The sequence below is a fragment of the Achromobacter insuavis genome (genome assembly GCF_902859645.1).
Classification (GTDB): Bacteria; Pseudomonadota; Gammaproteobacteria; order Burkholderiales; family Burkholderiaceae_B; genus Achromobacter; species Achromobacter insuavis.
The window spans coordinates 61,213-77,584 of sequence record NZ_CADIJR010000022.1; the positions used below are offsets into that span (position 1 = coordinate 61,213).

Below are 16,372 nucleotides of genomic sequence, written 5' to 3' on the forward strand. Positions count from 1 at the left end.
CAACCAGGAGTATCCCCATGACATCCCGCCTTTCCGATCTGCTCGAGCTCGACCACCCCATCATCCAGGCGCCCATGGCGGGCGGCGCGACGACGGTGGCGCTGGTGTCGGAGGCCTCGAAGGCGGGTGTCCTGGGTTCGCTGGGCGCCGCCTACCTGACGCCCGAGCAGATCGAGACGACCGCCGCAGCGATCCGCGAGCGCACCGACCGGCCGTTCGGCATCAACCTGTTCGCGGCGGTGCCCGAACAGCCCTTCAAGGGCGACGCCAGCCGCATGCTGGCCCTGCTGGCGCGCTACCACGCCCAGTTGGGCCTGCCGGCGCCCGTCGCCCCCGGCCCGCAGGCCGATCCGCTGCCCGGCCAGATCGAGGCCGTGCTGCGCGTGAAGCCGGCGGTCCTGAGCTTCACCTTCGGCCGCCTGCCGGCGGACGCGCTGGCGCGCTGTCGCGAACTGGGCATCCTGACGGTCGGCACCGCCACCACCGTGCGCGAAGCCGTGGCCCTGGAACAGGACGGCGTCGACGCCGTCGTGGCCCAAGGGGCGGAGGCGGGCGGGCATCGCGGCACCTTCCTGGACGATTTCGAGCATTCGCTGATCGGCACCATGGCCCTGGTGCCGCAGGTGGCCGACGCGGTGTCGATCCCCGTGATCGCCTCCGGCGGCATCATGGACGGCCGCGGCATCGCCGCCGCGCTGGCCCTGGGCGCGGACGTCGCACAAATGGGGACGGCTTTTCTGACCACGGACGAAGCCGGCATCGGCGACGCCTACAAGGCGGTGCTGCCGGCCTCGCGCGCGGAACAGTCACGGGTGACCCGGGCCTTCTCCGGGCGGCCGGCGCGCGGCATCGTGAATTCCTTCATGCGCGACGCCGACCAGATTTCGGACGATATCCTGCCGTACCCGCTGCAGAACGCGCTGACCCGGCCGATGCGCACCGCCGGCGGCCAGGCCGGCAACATCGCCGTCCTGTCGCTCTGGGCCGGCCAGGGCGCGCCGCTGGCGCGGCGGGAGAGCACGGCCGCGCTGGTGGCGCGGCTGGCGCGTGAAACCGCCGCGGCGCGCGGCTGCGGCCCGGCCTGACGGACGCTGGCGCCGGCGGTTCGGGGGCCCTGGGCGCCTCCATCGATTGTTCCCAATGGCGAAAACACTGTTCCATGGGCAGTCATATCGCACTGCGATGACAATTCGTCGGGCTACAATGGCCCCTCGCCGCCGGGTGCGACGGGTCTTTCCTCGTCCCCGGCATATGAGTAACAGGGCGCTTCCCGACGCAGCCCGTCTCGCTCGCGCCGGCCGGATGACCCGCCCCGCATGAGCGCGGCGGCAGGGCACCCGCCACCGAAACACCCTTTTGTTGCCCATGCCCGATCAAACCCGCAGCACCCCGGAATTCGCCCTGCGCCTGGAAGGTGTGGCGCTAGGCTACGGTGATTTCACCGTCTTGCGCGACATTTCCATGGAAGCGCGCTCGGGCCAGGTGGTCGCCATCATGGGCGGCTCGGGCTCCGGCAAGACCACGCTGCTGCGGGCCGCCACCGGCCAGCTCATCGCGCAACAGGGCACCGTGCTGGCGTTCGGCCAGGACATCGCCCGGGCCACGCCCGCCGAACTGCAGTCCCTGCGCAAGCGCATGGGCGTGCTGTTCCAGCAGGGCGCGCTGTTCACCGACCTGAACGTGTTCGAGAACGTCGCCTTCCCGCTGCGCGAACACACCACGCTGGCCGAATCCGAAATCACCGCCCGCGTGCTCGACAAGCTCGACGCCGTGGGCCTACGCGCCGCCGCCCACCTGAAGGTGGCCGAAGTCTCCGGCGGCATGGCCCGCCGGGTGGCGCTGGCCCGCGCGGTGGTGCTGGAACCCGAACTGATCCTGTACGACGAACCCTTCGCCGGCCTCGACCCGATCTCGCTGGGCATCACCGCCCGCCTGATCCGCAGCCTGGCCGACCGCCTGGGTTGCGTCTCGGTGCTGATCACCCACGACGTGCACGAATCGTTCGCGATCGCCGACCAGGTCTACCTGGTGGGGCAGGGCCAGCTCAAGGCCGCCGGCAGTCCCGAGAGCCTGTCGGCCTCGCAGGACCCCTACGTGCAGCAATTCCTCAAGGGCGAACCCGACGGCCCGGTCGCGTTCCAGTACCCCGAAACGCCGGCCTTCCAGAAGTGGCTGTCGCAACAACAAGGGCGCAAGGCATGAGCGGATCCAACAACGCCGTGAGCGCGCTGGGCGGCTGGGTGCGCACCCGGATCGCCGGCATCGGCTACTTCACCCGTTTCTTCGGCGCCATGCTGGCGCGCAGCGGCATCGCGCTGTCGCGGCCGCGGCTGGTGTCGCAGCAAATCCATTTCATCGGCAATTTTTCGCTGCTGATCATCGCCGTGTCCGGCATGTTCGTGGGCTTCGTGCTGGGCCTGCAGGGCTATTACACGCTGAACCGCTACGGCGCCGAGGAATCGCTCGGCCTGCTGGTGGCGCTGTCGCTGGTGCGCGAACTGGGGCCGGTGGTGACCGCGCTGCTGTTCGCCGGCCGCGCCGGCACCTCGCTGACCGCCGAGATCGGCCTGATGAAGGCCGGCGAGCAATTGTCGGCCATGGAAGTGATGGCGGTCGACCCGATGCGCCGCGTGCTGGTGCCGCGCCTGTGGGGCGGCATCATCGCCATGCCGATCCTGGCCGCCGTGTTCTCCATGGTGGGCATCCTGGGCGGCTGGGTGGTCGGCGTGCTGATGATCGGCGTCGACGCCGGCGCCTTCTGGTCGCAGATGCAGGGCGGCGTCGATGTCTGGAACGACGTCCTGAACGGCGTCATCAAAAGCCTGGTCTTCGGCGTCACGGTGACGCTGGTGGCGCTTTACGAAGGCTGGCAGGCCAAGCCCACCCCCGAAGGCGTCGCCCGCGCCACCACCCGCACGGTGGTGGTGGGTTCGCTGGCGGTGCTGGGGCTGGACTTCCTGCTGACCGCCTTGATGTTTGGAAACTGATTACGGATCGATCATGTCTCGCGAAAAAACCGATTTCTGGGTAGGCCTGTTCGTCTTGCTGGGCGCGGCCGCGCTGGCGTTCCTGGCGTTGCGCGCCGGCAACTTGAGCACCTTTTCTTTTGCCCCCACCTATACGCTGACGGCCAATTTCGATAACGTAGGCGGCCTCAAAGTGCGTGCGCCCGTGAAAAGCGCCGGGGTCGTGGTCGGCCGGATCTCCAAGATCTCCTTCGACGACAAGACCTTCCAGGCGGTCGTCGCGATGAACCTGGAAACCGCCTACCAGTTTCCCAAGGACTCCTCCGCGGCCATTCTCACCTCGGGCCTGCTCGGCGAGCAGTACCTGGGCCTGACGCCGGGCAGCGAAGACGACAATCTGGCCGAGGGTGGCAAAATCCGCTATACCCAAAGCGCCGTGGTGCTGGAACAGCTGATCAGCAAGTTCCTGTACGGCTCGGCCGAGAAGGAAGGCACGAACGCGGCTGGCGCCCCGGAAGCGAAAGCGCCGAATTAAAGAGGATCCGTCACGCCCGGCTACAACCCGATGCTTGACGCACGCTGCAATAAGAATACAAATCTGCTGATAGGGATGCCCTGATCATGAACAAGAAAGCTCTCTCCCGCATCGCCACCGTCGCCGCCGCCGGCGCACTGATGGCCGGTTGCGCCGCGCCGCAACATCCGGACCCGCGCGATCCCTGGGAAGGCTTCAACCGCGGCGTCTACAAGTTCAACGACACCGTCGACCGCGCGGTCTTCAAGCCGGTGGCGCAGGCCTACACCTACGTCACGCCGGAGCCGGTGCGCAGCTGTGTCCACAACATCTTCAGCAACGTCGGCGACCTCTGGTCGGGCACCAACAGCTTCCTGCAGGGCCGCGGCCACGACTTCGTCAACACGCTCGGCCGCTTCCTGTTCAACACCACCATGGGCGTGGGCGGCTGCTTCGACGTCGCCTCGGCCAACGGCGCGCGCAAGATCCCGAACGACTTCGGCACCACGCTGGGCGTCTGGGGCTTCAGCCAGGGTCCGTACCTGGTGCTGCCGTTCTTCGGTTCGGCCAGCGTGCGCGACGGCGTCGGCCTGGTCGGCGACTGGCAGGGCCGCATGCACGGCTACATGGGCGTGAGCGCCATCGACAATGTGCCGCTGCGCAATTCGCTGTGGGGCCTGGAAGTGGTCGACACGCGCGCCAGCCTGCTCAACGCCACCGACACCATCGACCGCGTGGCGCTGGATCCGTACAGCTTCGTGCGCGATGCCTACCTGCAGCGCCGCGCCGCGATGGTCAACGGCCAGCGCGTGGACGACGAATCCCTGCCCAACTACGAAGACGACGAAGACGCTCCCGCCAACAAGGACAAGGGCGACGCGGCAGCGAAGCCCGCAAACAAGTAAGCTGTCGGATCGCGTTATCCGTATTGCAAGGAGTCTCCATGTCGTTTTCTTTTTTCCCCCTGCTCCAGCGCCTGGCGTTTGCCGGCCTGCTGGGACTGGCGGCATCCGCCGCCGTGCAGGCGAAACCCGACGCGCAGGGCGCGCCTGACCAGTTCGTGCTGGGCGCCGCCAATGAAGCCCTGGACGTCCTGAAGGCCGATGGCGCCGTCAAGGCCGGCAACACCGCCCGCATCAACCAGGTCGTGAACGAACACATCCTGCCCTACGTCAACTTCCAGAAGACGACGCGGCTGGCCGCCGGCCGCTACTGGCGCCAGGCCACCGAACAGCAGCGGACCGCCCTGGCCGACGCCTTCCGCGGCACGCTGGTGCGCACCTACAGCGGCGCGCTGACGCGCGTCACGTCCGGCACCACGGTCACGGCCCTGCCGTTCCGCGGCGACCCCAAGTCCGACGACGTGGTCGTGCGCACGCTCATCAGCCAGCCCAACGGCCAGCCGGTCGGCGTCGACTACCGCCTGGAAAAGACGCCCCAGGGCTGGAAGATCTACGACATGAACGTCGAAGGCATCTGGCTGATCGAGAACTACCGCAACCAGTTCGCCCAGCAGATCAACCAGAACGGCATCGACGGCCTGATCCAGGCGCTGAACCAGCGCAACCAGTAACGATCCCGTCCGGCTTGTCCCGGCCCGGCGCGCCCCTGCGGTCCGCCGGGCCTGTCATTTTTGGGGACGGATAAGCGCGCTGCGCCCCCACGGTCGCCGGGGCTATCGGCGCCTCGCGTAGCGGGGCGCTTATATAATGATCAATTCGCTCTTTGCCGGGCACCCTCGCCGCCGTCATGTCTGCCGTCAGTCTTGAGAACGTCTCCAAAATCTACTCGCCGCGCCGCAGCGGCTGGGGCAAGCTCACCGGGCGCGCGCCCGGCGCCGGCTTCCAGGCGCTCGACAACGTCAGCCTGAACATCGAGCACGGCGAGTTCTTCGGCCTGCTCGGGCCCAACGGCGCCGGCAAGACCACCCTCATTTCCATCCTGGCCGGGCTGGCGCACGCCACCGCCGGCCGCGCCACCGTCTGTGGCTACGACGTCGTGGCCGACTACAAGTCGGCACGGCGGGCCCTGGGCGTCGTGCCGCAGGAACTGGTCTACGACCCGTTCTTCACCGTGCGCGAGACGCTGCGCATCCAGTCCGGTTATTTCGGCCTGCGCAAGAACGACGACTGGATCGACGAGATCCTCTTCAACCTGGGCCTGGCCGATAAGGCCAACTCGAACATGCGCGCGCTGTCCGGCGGCATGAAGCGCCGCGTGCTGGTGGCGCAGGCGCTGGTGCACCGCCCGCCGGTCATCGTGCTGGACGAACCCACCGCGGGCGTCGACGTGGACCTGCGCCGCACCCTGTGGGAATTCATCTCGCGCCTGAACAAGGCCGGCCACACCATCATGCTGACCACCCACTACCTGGAAGAAGCGGAAGCCCTGTGCGGCCGCATCGCCATGCTCAAGGGCGGCCGCATCGTGGCGCTGGACACCACCCAGGCGCTGCTGGCCCGCGTCGGCGGCGTCGACCTCGAGGACGCCTTCGTGCGCATCATGCACCAGGACGACGCCCCGCAACCCGAAGAGATTCCGCAATGACGCAGCCCGCCGCCAATGCCAGCCAGCCGCTGGTGCAGCCCCGCCTGGACGCGGGCTCGGGCTTTCCGACCCTGCTGCGCAAGGAATTGCTGCGCTTCTGGAAGGTCAGCTTCCAGACCATCGCCGCGCCCGTCATCACCGCGCTGCTGTACCTGCTGGTGTTCGCCCACGTGCTGGAAGGGCGCGTCATGGTCTACGGCAGCGTGCCGTACACCGCGTTCCTGATCCCCGGGCTCATGATGATGAGCATGCTGCAGAACGCCTTCGCCAACCCTTCGTCGTCGCTGATCCAGAGCCGCATCACCGGCAACCTGGTGTTCATGCTGCTGCCGCCGCTGTCGCACCGCGACATCTTCGCCGCCTACGTGCTGGCGGCCGTGGTGCGCGGTCTGGCCGTGGGCCTGTGCGTGTGGGTGGTGGCGCTGTTCTTCGTCTCGCTGGTGCCGTCCAACCCGCTGTGGCTGCTGGTGTTCGCGGTGCTGGCCTGCGGCATCATGGGCGTGCTGGGCCTGATCGCCGGCCTCTGGTCCGAGAAATTCGACCAGCTGGCGGCGTTCCAGAACTTCCTCATCATGCCGGCCACCTTCCTGTCCGGCGTGTTCTATTCCATCCATACGCTCCCGGCCTTCTGGCAGGGCGTGTCCCACTGGAACCCCATCTTCTACACCATCGACGGCTTCCGCTACGGATTCTTCTCGGTGTCGGACGTCTCCCCCTGGCGCAGCCTGGCGGTGGTGACGGGGGTGTTCCTCGCGCTTTCGATCTATGCGCTGCGGCTCCTGGCCAGCGGCTACAAACTCAGGAACTGACGTCCATGCTTCCCACTCCCGCGCAAGTCCGCCAATACATCGCGGACGGCCTGCCCTGTGAACACCTCGACGTACAGGGCGACGGCTCGCATTTCGACGCGGTCATCGTCAGCACCGCCTTCGAAGGCAAGCGCCTGATCCAGCGCCATCAACTGGTCTACGCGGCGCTGGGCGACCGCATGAAGGCCGAGATCCACGCCTTGTCGATGCGCACCCTGACCCCGGCCGAATACACCCAGGCGGGCAAGTGACCATGGACAAACTCCGCATTACCGGCGGCGCGCGGCTGCATGGCGAAATCACCATCTCCGGCGCCAAGAACTCGGCGCTGCCGATCCTGTGCGCCGGCCTGCTGACGGCCGACGCGCTGACCATCTCGAACGTCCCGCACCTGAACGACACCGCCACCATGCTGCGCCTGCTGGGCCGCATGGGCGTGCGCGCCGAGCGCGGCAGCGACGGCATCGTGACGCTGCAGGCCGACCGCGTCGACAGCCTCGAAGCGCCGTACGACCTGGTCAAGACCATGCGCGCCTCGATCCTGGTGCTGGGTCCGCTGGTGGCGCGCTTCGGCGAGGCCCGCGTCAGCCTGCCCGGCGGCTGCACCATCGGCCAGCGGCCGGTGGACCAGCACATCAAGGGCCTGGCGGCCCTGGGCGCCGACATCAGCATCGAGCACGGCTTCGTGGTGGCGCGCGCCAAGCGCTTGAAGGGCGCCTCGATCCGCACCGACATGGTCACCGTCACCGGCACCGAGAACCTGCTGATGGCCGCGGTGCTGGCCGAGGGCCAGACGGTGCTGGAGAACGCCGCCCGCGAACCCGAGGTGGTGGACCTGGCCGAGCTGCTCATCAAGATGGGCGCCCGCATCCAGGGCCACGGCACCGACCGCATCGTGATCGACGGCGTCGAGCGCCTGCACGGCGCCGAGCACCGCGTGATCTCCGACCGCATCGAGGCCGGCACCTTCCTGTGCGCCGTGGGCGCGGCGGGCGGCGACATCGTGCTGCGCAACACCGACGCCGGCATCCTCGGCGCCACGCTCGACAAGCTGACCGAAGCCGGCCTGACCATCGAGACCGGCCCCGACTGGATCCGCGGCGCCATGTCCACGCGCCCCAAGGCCGTCGGCTTTCGCACCCATGAGTACCCCGGCTTCGCCACCGACATGCAGGCCCAGGTGATGACGCTGAACACGGTGGCCGAAGGCACCTCGGTGATCGTCGAGAACATCTTCGAGAACCGCTACATGCACGTGCAGGAACTGCGCCGCATGGGCGCGGACATCGACATCGACGGCCACACCGCCATCGTCCGCGGCATCGCCCGCCTGTCGGGCGCGACGGTCATGGCCACCGACCTGCGGGCCTCGGCCAGCCTGGTCATCGCCGGCCTGGCCGCCGACGGCGACACGCTGGTCGACCGCATCTACCACCTGGATCGCGGCTACGATCGGATGGAAGTCAAGCTGCGCGCCCTGGGCGCCAATATTCAACGCGTTACCGGCAAGGAATCGGCATGAGCAATGCCCCGCTCGCCCCCCTGACCCTGGCTCTGTCCAAGGGGCGCATCTTCGAAGAAACCATGCCTCTGCTGGCGGAAGCCGGCATCGAGGTGCCCGAGAACCCCGAAAGCTCGCGCAAGCTGATCCTGCCGACCAGCGATCCCGGCCTGCGCCTGATCATCGTGCGCGCCTCGGACGTGCCGACCTACGTGCAGTACGGCGCGGCCGATCTCGGCATCGCCGGCAAGGACGTGCTGATCGAGCACGCCGCGCAGCAGCCCGGCGGCCTGTACCAGCCAATCGACCTGAACATCGCCAAGTGCCGCCTGGCCGTGGCCGTGCGCAACGGCTTCGACTACGAAGCCGCGGTGCACCAGGGCGCGCGCCTGCGCGTGGCCACCAAGTACGTGCAGTCAGCCCGTGAACACTTCGCCTCCAAGGGTGTGTACGTCGACATCATCAAGCTGTATGGTTCGATGGAACTGGCGCCGCTGGTGGGCCTGGCCGACTGCATCGTGGACCTGGTGTCCACCGGCGGCACGCTGCGCGCCAACGACCTGGTCGCGGTCGAGGACATCATGCCGATCTCCTCGCGCCTGATCGTCAACCAGGCCGCGCTGAAGACCCGCGGCGAACGCCTGCAACCGCTGCTGGACGCTTTCGAGCGCGCCGCCTCCCGCAACGCCTGACCCAGGCCGCCGCCCCGCGCGGCGTCCGCCACCCGCCTGAACGCCATGGCCCTGATCAATCGTCTCGACTCCCGCGATCCCGGATTCGCATCCGCCCTGTCCAAGCTGCTGGCCTTCGAGGCCACCGAGGACGAGTCCATCGACCGCGCCGCCGCCGGCATCCTGGCCGACGTGCGGGCCCGCGGCGACGCCGCGCTGGTGGAATACACCCAGCGCTTCGACCGCATGCCGCATGCGTCAGCGGACACGCTCGAAATCCCCAAGGCCGACTGGCATGCGGCCCTGGCCGCGCTGCCGGCCGCCCAGCGCGACGCGCTGCAGGCCGCCGCCGAGCGCGTGCGCCGCTACCACGAGCGCCAGCGCGCCGAGACCTGGACCTACACCGAGGCCGACGGCACGCTGCTGGGCCAGCAGGTCACGCCGCTGGACCGCGTCGGCCTGTACGTGCCGGGCGGCAAGGCCGCGTATCCCTCGTCGGTGCTGATGAACGCCATCCCGGCCAAGGTCGCCGGCGTGCAGGAACTGGTCATGGTCACGCCCACGCCGGACGGCGCGCGCAACCCGATCGTGCTGGCGGCGGCCGCCATCAGCGGCGTCGACCGCGTGTTCGCCATCGGCGGCGCGCAGGCCGTCGGCGCGCTGGCCTACGGCACCGCCACCGTGCCGGCCGTGGACAAGATCGTCGGCCCGGGCAACGCCTACGTGGCCGCCGCCAAGCGCCGCGTGTTCGGCGTGGTCGGCATCGACATGATCGCCGGCCCCAGCGAAATCCTGGTGATCTGCGACGGCAAGACGCCGGCCGACTGGATCGCCATGGACCTGTTCTCGCAGGCCGAGCACGACGAACTGGCCCAGTCCATCCTGCTGTGCCCGGACGCCGCCTTCATCGCCGAGGTCGAGGCCGCCATCGCCCGCCTGCTGCCGACCATGCCGCGCGCCGACATCCTGCGCACCAGCCTGGCCAACCGCGGCGCGCTGATCCAGGTGCGCGACCTGGACGAAGCCTGCCGCATCGCCAACGACATCGCCCCGGAACACCTGGAGATCTCCACCGAGCAACCGGAAATCTGGACCGCCAGGATCCGCCACGCCGGCGCCATCTTCATGGGCCGCTTCAGTTCGGAAGCCCTGGGCGACTACTGCGCCGGCCCCAACCACGTGCTGCCGACCTCGCGCACGGCCCGTTTCTCGTCGCCGCTGGGCGTCTATGACTTCCAGAAGCGCTCCAGCCTGATCCAGGTCTCGCACCAGGGCGCCCAGACGCTCGGCCGCATCGCCGCCGAACTGGCGCTGGGCGAAGGCCTGCAGGCCCACGCCGCCAGCGCCCAGTACCGGATCGACCAGCCATGAGCGAGGTCGCCGGCCGCATCGCCGGCACCATCCGGCCCGACATCCGTGAACTGAGCGCGTATCCGGTGGCGCACGCCGAAGGCTGCATCAAGCTGGACGCGATGGAGTCGCCCTACGAACTGCCCGAGGCGGTGCGCGACGACCTGGCCCGCGTGCTGCGCGATACGCCGCTGAACCGCTACCCGGCCGCCGACCTGTCCGAACTGCGCCAGGCCGTGAAAGCGGCCTTCGGCGTGCCCGCGGCCGCCGGCGTGCTGTTCGGCAACGGCTCGGACGAGTTGATCCACATCGTGGTGCAGGCCTGCTGCAACCCGGGCGAGGTGGTGCTGGCGCCGTGGCCGTCGTTCGTCTATTTCGACATGGCGGCGCGCTTCGACCACGCCCGCTTCGTCGGCGTGCCGCTCGCCGACGATCTGTCCCTGGATCTTCCGGCGATGCTGGCCGCGATCCGCGAGCACCAGCCCAAGGTGGTGTTCCTGGCCGTGCCCAACAACCCCACCGGCGGCGCCTGGTCGGACGCCGACATGGCCGCCATCATCGCCGCCGCCCCCGGCCTGGTGGTGGTGGACGAGGCCTACCAGCCCTTCACCGACCGCAGCTGGATGCCGCGCCTGCTGGACGCGCCCAACGTGGTGGTGATGCGCACGGTGTCCAAGATCGGCCTGGCGGGCCTGCGCTTCGGCTACCTGGCCGGCCATCCCGACTGGGTCGCCGAGCTGGACAAGGTGCGCCCGCCCTACAACCTGGACGTGCTGACCCAGGCCGCGCTGCTGACGGTGCTGCGCCACAAGCCGGTGCTGGACGCCCAGGCCGCCCGCCTGCGCGCCGACCGCGAGCCGCTGGCCGCGGCCCTGGCGGCGCTGCCCGGCGTCAGGGTATTCCCTTCCGCCGCCAACTTCGTACTCGCCCGCTTTTCCGGCAAGCTGGACGGCAACGCCGTGCATCTTGCCTTGAAACAGCGCAAAATATTGGTTCGTAACTTCTCCAACGCCCATCCGCTCCTGGCCGGCTGCCTCCGCATCTCGGTAGGTTCCCCGGACGAGAACGCCGCTTTGCTATCGGCACTGCAAGACATCCTGAGTGCCTAATCGAGTCCTGACATGCGTACCGCAGAGATCACCCGCAACACCAACGAAACCCGCATCCGCGTGGCCATCAACCTGGATGGCACCGGCAAGCAGACGATCGACACGGGCGTGCCCTTCCTGGACCACATGCTGGACCAGATCGCGCGCCACGGCCTGATCGACCTCGACATCAAGGCCGAGGGCGACCTGCACATCGATGCGCATCACACGGTGGAAGACGTGGGCATCACGCTGGGCATGGCCATCGCCAAGGCGGTCGGCACCAAGGCCGGCCTGCGCCGCTACGGCCACGCCTACGTGCCGCTGGACGAAGCGCTGTCGCGCGTGGTGGTCGATTTCTCGGGCCGTCCCGGCCTGGAATACCACATCCCCTTCACGCGTTCGCACATCGGCGCCTTCGACGTCGACCTGACGCGCGAATTCTTCCAGGGCCTGGTCAACCACGCGCTGATCACCCTGCACATCGACAACCTGCGCGGCACCAACGCCCACCACCAATGCGAGACGGTCTTCAAGGCCTGTGGCCGCGCGCTGCGCATGGCCATCGAAGTCGACCCGCGCATGGGCGACGTCGTCCCCTCGACCAAGGGCGTGCTGTAACGTCCGCGACCTCCCGCCACGCATCAGGTAAATCGAAGTGACCACTATCGCCATCGTCGACTACGGAATGGGCAATTTCCACTCCGTCGCGCGCGCGCTCAAGTACGCCGCCCCCGACGCGGACATCCGCATCTGCAACCAGCCCCATGAAATCGACGCGGCCGACCGCGTGGTGTTTCCCGGGCAGGGCGCCATGGCGGACTGCATGCGCACCCTGAATGAATCCGGCCTGCGCGAAGCGGTCGTCAAGGCCGCCCGCAGCAAGCCGCTGCTGGGCGTCTGCGTGGGCGAACAGATGCTGTTCGACGCCAGCGAAGAGGGCGCCACCCCGTGCCTGGGCCTGTTCCCCGGCGTGGTGCGGCGCTTTGCCGGTCCGCGCTTCGCCGACCTGGCCGCCGGCGACGACCAGGCCTGCCTGGCCGACACCGGCGCCGCCGGCCCGGTCGACGCCCGTCCCGAACTGCTGAAAGTCCCGCACATGGGATGGAACAAAGTCCGCCAGACGCGCTCTCACCCTATCTGGGACGGCATTCCGGACGACACGCATTTCTATTTCGTCCATAGTTATTACGCCGACCCGGCCGATACGAGCCTGACCGTTGGTGAAACCGATTATGGCGTCGCCTTTACCTGCGCGGTGGCGGCAGCTAACATTTTCGCGGTGCAGTTCCACCCCGAGAAGAGCGCCGAGCACGGTTTGCGCCTGTATCGCAATTTTGTAGACTGGCAGCCGTAAGCCACTAGCACTCCGCTGCGGCACACGCGCTGCAGCCCGTTCAACCCCATATTTTCCCGCTGCCCACCATGCTGCTGATCCCCGCCATCGATCTCAAAGACGGACGCTGCGTGCGTCTGCGCCAGGGCGACCTGGACGATGTAACGGTGTTCTCCGAAGACCCCGCCTCCATGGCCTCCAAATGGCTCGAACAGGGCGCGCGCCGCCTGCACCTGGTCGACCTGAACGGCGCCGTCGTCGGCAAGCCCAAGAATGAAGCGCCCATCAAGGCCATCCTGGACGCCGTCGGCGACGACATCCCCGTCCAGATCGGCGGCGGCATCCGCGACCTCGACACCATCGAGCGCTACCTCGACGCCGGCATTTCCTACGTCATCATCGGCACCGCCGCGGTCAAGAACCCGGGCTTCCTGCAGGACGCCTGCGGCGCCTTCCCCGGCCAGATCATCGTCGGCCTGGATGCCCGCGACGGCAAGATCGCCACCGACGGCTGGAGCAAGCTGACCCGCCACGACGTGCTCGACCTGGCCAAGAAGTTCGAGGACTACGGCTGCGAAGCCATCATCTACACCGACATCGGCCGCGACGGCATGCTGTCGGGCGTGAACGTCGAGGCCACCGTGCGCCTGGCGCAGCACGTGCGCATCCCCGTGTACGCCTCGGGCGGCATCGCCGGCATCCAGGACATCGAAGCGCTGTGCGCCGTCGAGGAAGAGGGCGTCGAAGGCGCCATCCTGGGCCGCAGCATCTACGAAGGCACGCTCAACTTCCAGGCGGCGCAGGCCCGCGCCGACGAATTGGCCAAATGACCACCTCCAGCAGTACCTCCGGGGCGGGCGCGCCCGCCCAGAGCGCGCTGACCCGCCGCATCATTCCCTGCCTTGACGTCACCGCCGGCCGGGTCGTCAAGGGCGTCAACTTCGTCAACCTCGCCGATGCCGGCGATCCCGTCGAGATCGCCCGCCGCTACAACGAGCAGGGCGCCGACGAGCTCACCTTCCTGGACATCACCGCCACCAGCGATGGCCGCGACCTGATCCTGCCCATCATCGAGCAGGTCGCCTCGCAGGTCTTCATCCCCCTGACGGTGGGCGGCGGCGTGCGCCAGGTGTCGGACATCCAGCGCCTGCTCAACGCCGGCGCCGACAAGATCAGCATCAACAGCGCCGCCGTGGCCAATCCGGAACTGGTGCGCGCGGCCTCCGACTACCACGGCTCGCAATGCGTGGTGGTGGCGATCGACGCGCGCCGGGTCTCGGCCGCGGGCGAACCGCCGCGCTGGGAAGTGTTCACCCATGGCGGCCGCAAGGCCACCGGGCTGGACGCCGTGGCATGGGCCCGCCGCATGGCCGCCTACGGCGCCGGCGAGATCCTGCTGACCAGCATGGACCGCGACGGCACCAAGTCGGGCTTCGACCTGGAACTGACCCGCGCCGTGTCCGACGCGGTGCCGGTGCCCGTCATCGCCTCGGGCGGCGTCGGCTCGCTGCAGCATCTGGCCGACGGCGTCACCACGGGCCGCGCCAGCGCGGTGCTGGCCGCCAGTATTTTCCACTTCGGCCAGCACACGGTCGGCGAGTGCAAGCGTTTCATGGCCGAGCAGGGCATTGCAGTGAGGATGTGAAGATGAGCAACGAACCCAGCTGGATGGCCGACGTCGTCTTCGACGAAAACGGCCTGATCCCCGCCATCGCGCAGGACGCCGACAACGGCCAGATCATGATGGTGGCCTGGATGAACCGCGAATCGCTGGCCGAGACCGCCGCCACCGGCCGCGCGGTGTACTGGTCGCGTTCGCGCCAGCGCCTGTGGCGCAAGGGCGAGGAATCCGGCCACGTGCAGCAGGTGCACGAGCTGCGCCTGGACTGCGACGGCGACGTGGTGCTGCTCAAGGTGCACCAGGAAGGCGGCATCGCCTGCCACACCGGCCGCGCCAGCTGCTTCTACCGCCGCCTGGAAGGCCAGACCGACCAGGCCACCTGGGTCACGGTCGACCCGGTGCTGAAAGACCCCGAGCTGATCTACAAATGACCGATTCGCCCCTGACCGCCCACGACATCCTGGCCCGCATCGCCGACACCCTGGAAACCCGCCGCCCCGAAAATGGCGGCGACCCCAAGGCCTCGTACGCGGCCAAGCTGCTGTCCAAAGGCCCCGACGCCTTCCTCAAGAAGATCGGCGAGGAAGCCACCGAACTGGTCATGGCCGCCAAGGATGGCGTGCCCGAGCGCATCGTCAGCGAAACCGCCGACCTGTGGTTTCATTGCCTGGTCGCGCTGACGCACTTCAACCTGCGGCCCGACGACGTGCTGGCCGAACTGGCCCGCCGCGAAGGGCTGTCGGGCCTGGCCGAGAAGGCCAGCCGTCCCCAGGACTGACACGGAACCGCAAAAATGAGCGCCAACTGTATCTTCTGCAAGATCGCCGCCGGCGAGATCCCGTCCAAGAAGGTCTACGAGGACGAGGACTTTGTTGCATTCCACGATATCAACCCGGCCGCGCCGGTGCATTTATTGCTGATCCCTCGACGTCATGTCACATCCATGCAGGATATTACGGCCGAGGACGCAGGTTGGTTGGGTAGAATGATGGCATTGGCGCCGCGGCTTGCCGCTGAAAACGGTTGCACCCCGGGCCCTGATGGCGGGTTTCGCATCATGATCAATTCTGGCGTCGAAGGCGGCCAGGAAGTCCCGCATCTGCATTTCCACATCATCGGCGGTCAGCGACCCTGGAAAGGGCGCATGGCCCCCACTGCGTAATACGGAGAACCATCATGGGTAGCTTTAGCATTTGGCATTGGCTGGTCGTTCTGGTCATTGTGGCGCTGATTTTCGGCACCAAGAAACTGCGCAACATCGGTTCCGACTTGGGCGGCGCCGTCAAGGGCTTCAAGGAAGGCATGAAGGACGCCAACGGCGAGAAGCCGGCCGAGCCCATCGCCCAGCAGCGCGTCGCCGGCGACACCATCGACGTGCAGGCCAAGGAAAAGTCCAACACCTGAGCGCCTGCTCCCCCGGGCCCGGCCTGAACCGGCCGGCCCTAATTGCCTCAATTCCCGAGCGGCCGTCGAATGTTTGATGTCAGCCTCACTGAACTGATGGTGATCGGCGTCGTCGCGCTGATCGTCATCGGCCCCGAACGCCTGCCCAAGGTCGCCCGTACGGTCGGCCACCTGCTGGGCCGCGCGCAGCGTTACGTCAATGACGTGAAATCCGATATCCAGCGCGAGATCGAGCTGGACGAACTGCGCAAATTCAAGAGCGAAATGGAGACCGCGGCACAGGATGTGCACCAGTCCCTGAACGATACCCACAACGCCTTGCAGGAGCCGGTGCAGCAATTCCGCGCCGAGCTCGACGAAGTCGCCCGCGAAGCCAGCGGCAAGCCCGCGCTGACGGCCGGCGCCGAATCCGCCGCCCCCGCCGACCCGCACGCCACGCCCGCCAATACCGCAGGCACCGGCGCCACGCCGGCCTCGTCGGCCGAGCCGCTGATGACGCCGCACGCGGCCCAGCCGGCCGAGCCGCCGCGCATCATCGCGCCGCCCAACCCGAACCTGAGCCTGG

At 68.1% G+C, this 16,372-nt stretch carries 22 protein-coding genes; all 22 read left to right on the plus strand.

All coding sequences use genetic code 11. The features are described from left to right. The first annotated feature begins 17 nt into the window (after positions 1 to 17). Positions 18 to 1,085 carry an NAD(P)H-dependent flavin oxidoreductase gene (locus H0523_RS13790; RefSeq protein WP_054433749.1) on the plus strand — a complete coding sequence of 356 codons (1,068 nt, stop codon included), beginning with the start codon at positions 18 to 20 and terminating at the stop codon, positions 1,083 to 1,085. A gap of 280 nt (positions 1,086 to 1,365) precedes the next feature. After that, positions 1,366 to 2,202 (plus strand): ABC transporter ATP-binding protein, encoded by an 837-nt coding sequence (locus tag H0523_RS13795; RefSeq protein ID WP_054433747.1) that lies wholly within the window; start codon positions 1,366 to 1,368, stop codon positions 2,200 to 2,202. Further along, the gene (gene mlaE, locus H0523_RS13800; RefSeq protein WP_006392341.1) at positions 2,199 to 2,987 is read left to right on the plus strand and encodes a lipid asymmetry maintenance ABC transporter permease subunit MlaE; all 789 of its coding nucleotides are present in this window, start codon (positions 2,199 to 2,201) and stop codon (positions 2,985 to 2,987) included. Before H0523_RS13795 ends, mlaE begins: the two co-directional genes overlap by 4 nt. A gap of 13 nt (positions 2,988 to 3,000) precedes the next feature. Next, a complete protein-coding gene (mlaD, locus tag H0523_RS13805) occupies positions 3,001 to 3,501 on the plus strand; it encodes an outer membrane lipid asymmetry maintenance protein MlaD (protein WP_054433745.1) in 501 nt (166 codons plus the stop codon). 86 nt (positions 3,502 to 3,587) lie between these two features. Continuing rightward, positions 3,588 to 4,385, plus strand: a complete 798-nt coding sequence (locus H0523_RS13810; protein WP_054433743.1) for an MlaA family lipoprotein — start codon at positions 3,588 to 3,590, stop codon at positions 4,383 to 4,385. 38 nt (positions 4,386 to 4,423) lie between these two features. Next, positions 4,424 to 5,053: an MlaC/ttg2D family ABC transporter substrate-binding protein gene (locus tag H0523_RS13815; protein WP_054433741.1), complete on the plus strand. Its 630-nt coding sequence runs from the start codon at positions 4,424 to 4,426 to the stop codon at positions 5,051 to 5,053. Between the two features lie 176 nt (positions 5,054 to 5,229). Then, positions 5,230 to 6,027: an ABC transporter ATP-binding protein gene (locus H0523_RS13820; protein ID WP_054433823.1), complete on the plus strand. Its 798-nt coding sequence runs from the start codon at positions 5,230 to 5,232 to the stop codon at positions 6,025 to 6,027. After that, positions 6,024 to 6,836 (plus strand): ABC transporter permease, encoded by an 813-nt coding sequence (locus tag H0523_RS13825; protein ID WP_006388063.1) that lies wholly within the window; start codon positions 6,024 to 6,026, stop codon positions 6,834 to 6,836. Before H0523_RS13820 ends, H0523_RS13825 begins: the two co-directional genes overlap by 4 nt. A 5-nt stretch (positions 6,837 to 6,841) precedes the next feature. Beyond that, positions 6,842 to 7,087, plus strand: a complete 246-nt coding sequence (locus H0523_RS13830) for a BolA family protein (protein WP_006392335.1) — start codon at positions 6,842 to 6,844, stop codon at positions 7,085 to 7,087. 2 nt (positions 7,088 to 7,089) lie between these two features. Continuing rightward, entirely contained in the window at positions 7,090 to 8,358 is a 1,269-nt protein-coding gene (gene murA / locus H0523_RS13835) for a UDP-N-acetylglucosamine 1-carboxyvinyltransferase (RefSeq protein ID WP_054433739.1), read from the plus strand. Next, the gene (hisG, locus tag H0523_RS13840) at positions 8,355 to 9,029 is read left to right on the plus strand and encodes an ATP phosphoribosyltransferase (protein ID WP_020925616.1); all 675 of its coding nucleotides are present in this window, start codon (positions 8,355 to 8,357) and stop codon (positions 9,027 to 9,029) included. The genes murA and hisG overlap by 4 nt, the downstream gene beginning before the upstream one ends. A gap of 45 nt (positions 9,030 to 9,074) precedes the next feature. Next, positions 9,075 to 10,379 carry a histidinol dehydrogenase gene (hisD, locus tag H0523_RS13845; RefSeq protein ID WP_054433738.1) on the plus strand — a complete coding sequence of 435 codons (1,305 nt, stop codon included), beginning with the start codon at positions 9,075 to 9,077 and terminating at the stop codon, positions 10,377 to 10,379. Beyond that, positions 10,376 to 11,467, plus strand: coding sequence for a histidinol-phosphate transaminase (hisC, locus tag H0523_RS13850; protein WP_054433736.1), 1,092 nt, complete (start codon positions 10,376 to 10,378; stop codon positions 11,465 to 11,467). The genes hisD and hisC overlap by 4 nt, the downstream gene beginning before the upstream one ends. 12 nt (positions 11,468 to 11,479) lie before the next feature. Beyond that, on the plus strand, positions 11,480 to 12,067 hold the full coding sequence (hisB, locus tag H0523_RS13855) for an imidazoleglycerol-phosphate dehydratase HisB (protein ID WP_006388056.1): 588 nt from the start codon (positions 11,480 to 11,482) through the stop codon (positions 12,065 to 12,067). 37 nt (positions 12,068 to 12,104) lie between these two features. Further along, positions 12,105 to 12,803 (plus strand): imidazole glycerol phosphate synthase subunit HisH, encoded by a 699-nt coding sequence (hisH, locus tag H0523_RS13860; protein ID WP_054433734.1) that lies wholly within the window; start codon positions 12,105 to 12,107, stop codon positions 12,801 to 12,803. 68 nt (positions 12,804 to 12,871) lie between these two features. Beyond that, on the plus strand, positions 12,872 to 13,612 hold the full coding sequence (gene hisA, locus H0523_RS13865) for a 1-(5-phosphoribosyl)-5-[(5-phosphoribosylamino)methylideneamino]imidazole-4-carboxamide isomerase (protein WP_054433732.1): 741 nt from the start codon (positions 12,872 to 12,874) through the stop codon (positions 13,610 to 13,612). Continuing rightward, positions 13,609 to 14,427: an imidazole glycerol phosphate synthase subunit HisF gene (gene hisF, locus H0523_RS13870; protein ID WP_054433730.1), complete on the plus strand. Its 819-nt coding sequence runs from the start codon at positions 13,609 to 13,611 to the stop codon at positions 14,425 to 14,427. Before hisA ends, hisF begins: the two co-directional genes overlap by 4 nt. Positions 14,428 to 14,429: 2 nt before the next feature. Further along, entirely contained in the window at positions 14,430 to 14,834 is a 405-nt protein-coding gene (gene hisI, locus H0523_RS13875) for a phosphoribosyl-AMP cyclohydrolase (RefSeq protein WP_054433728.1), read from the plus strand. Further along, positions 14,831 to 15,181 (plus strand): phosphoribosyl-ATP diphosphatase, encoded by a 351-nt coding sequence (locus tag H0523_RS13880; protein WP_054433726.1) that lies wholly within the window; start codon positions 14,831 to 14,833, stop codon positions 15,179 to 15,181. The genes hisI and H0523_RS13880 overlap by 4 nt, the downstream gene beginning before the upstream one ends. Before the next feature lie 15 nt (positions 15,182 to 15,196). After that, positions 15,197 to 15,565: a histidine triad nucleotide-binding protein gene (locus H0523_RS13885; protein WP_049070563.1), complete on the plus strand. Its 369-nt coding sequence runs from the start codon at positions 15,197 to 15,199 to the stop codon at positions 15,563 to 15,565. 14 nt (positions 15,566 to 15,579) lie between these two features. After that, on the plus strand, positions 15,580 to 15,807 hold the full coding sequence (gene tatA, locus H0523_RS13890) for a Sec-independent protein translocase subunit TatA (RefSeq protein ID WP_006392324.1): 228 nt from the start codon (positions 15,580 to 15,582) through the stop codon (positions 15,805 to 15,807). 69 nt (positions 15,808 to 15,876) lie between these two features. Continuing rightward, the coding region (gene tatB / locus H0523_RS32270; RefSeq protein ID WP_241132422.1) for a Sec-independent protein translocase protein TatB at positions 15,877 to 16,372 on the plus strand (496 nt) is incomplete at its 3' end.

Excerpts from the sequence above, each read along its gene's own strand:
- H0523_RS13825 (WP_006388063.1), top strand. The coding sequence starts at position 6,024 with ATGACGCAGCCCGCCGCCAATGCCAGCCAGCCGCTGGTGCAGCCCCGC.
- hisG (WP_020925616.1), top strand. The coding sequence starts at position 8,355 with ATGAGCAATGCCCCGCTCGCCCCCCTGACCCTGGCTCTGTCCAAGGGG.
- murA (WP_054433739.1), top strand. The coding sequence starts at position 7,090 with ATGGACAAACTCCGCATTACCGGCGGCGCGCGGCTGCATGGCGAAATC.
- H0523_RS13815 (WP_054433741.1), top strand. The coding sequence starts at position 4,424 with ATGTCGTTTTCTTTTTTCCCCCTGCTCCAGCGCCTGGCGTTTGCCGGC.
- hisC (WP_054433736.1), top strand. The coding sequence starts at position 10,376 with ATGAGCGAGGTCGCCGGCCGCATCGCCGGCACCATCCGGCCCGACATC.
- hisI (WP_054433728.1), top strand. The coding sequence starts at position 14,430 with ATGAGCAACGAACCCAGCTGGATGGCCGACGTCGTCTTCGACGAAAAC.
- hisB (WP_006388056.1), top strand. The coding sequence starts at position 11,480 with ATGCGTACCGCAGAGATCACCCGCAACACCAACGAAACCCGCATCCGC.
- hisA (WP_054433732.1), top strand. The coding sequence starts at position 12,872 with ATGCTGCTGATCCCCGCCATCGATCTCAAAGACGGACGCTGCGTGCGT.
- H0523_RS13830 (WP_006392335.1), top strand. The coding sequence starts at position 6,842 with ATGCTTCCCACTCCCGCGCAAGTCCGCCAATACATCGCGGACGGCCTG.
- H0523_RS13880 (WP_054433726.1), top strand. The coding sequence starts at position 14,831 with ATGACCGATTCGCCCCTGACCGCCCACGACATCCTGGCCCGCATCGCC.
- hisD (WP_054433738.1), top strand. The coding sequence starts at position 9,075 with ATGGCCCTGATCAATCGTCTCGACTCCCGCGATCCCGGATTCGCATCC.
- H0523_RS13885 (WP_049070563.1), top strand. The coding sequence starts at position 15,197 with ATGAGCGCCAACTGTATCTTCTGCAAGATCGCCGCCGGCGAGATCCCG.
- H0523_RS13820 (WP_054433823.1), top strand. The coding sequence starts at position 5,230 with ATGTCTGCCGTCAGTCTTGAGAACGTCTCCAAAATCTACTCGCCGCGC.
- tatA (WP_006392324.1), top strand. The coding sequence starts at position 15,580 with ATGGGTAGCTTTAGCATTTGGCATTGGCTGGTCGTTCTGGTCATTGTG.
- hisF (WP_054433730.1), top strand. The coding sequence starts at position 13,609 with ATGACCACCTCCAGCAGTACCTCCGGGGCGGGCGCGCCCGCCCAGAGC.
- H0523_RS13795 (WP_054433747.1), top strand. The coding sequence starts at position 1,366 with ATGCCCGATCAAACCCGCAGCACCCCGGAATTCGCCCTGCGCCTGGAA.
- H0523_RS13810 (WP_054433743.1), top strand. The coding sequence starts at position 3,588 with ATGAACAAGAAAGCTCTCTCCCGCATCGCCACCGTCGCCGCCGCCGGC.
- H0523_RS13790 (WP_054433749.1), top strand. The coding sequence starts at position 18 with ATGACATCCCGCCTTTCCGATCTGCTCGAGCTCGACCACCCCATCATC.
- mlaD (WP_054433745.1), top strand. The coding sequence starts at position 3,001 with ATGTCTCGCGAAAAAACCGATTTCTGGGTAGGCCTGTTCGTCTTGCTG.
- mlaE (WP_006392341.1), top strand. The coding sequence starts at position 2,199 with ATGAGCGGATCCAACAACGCCGTGAGCGCGCTGGGCGGCTGGGTGCGC.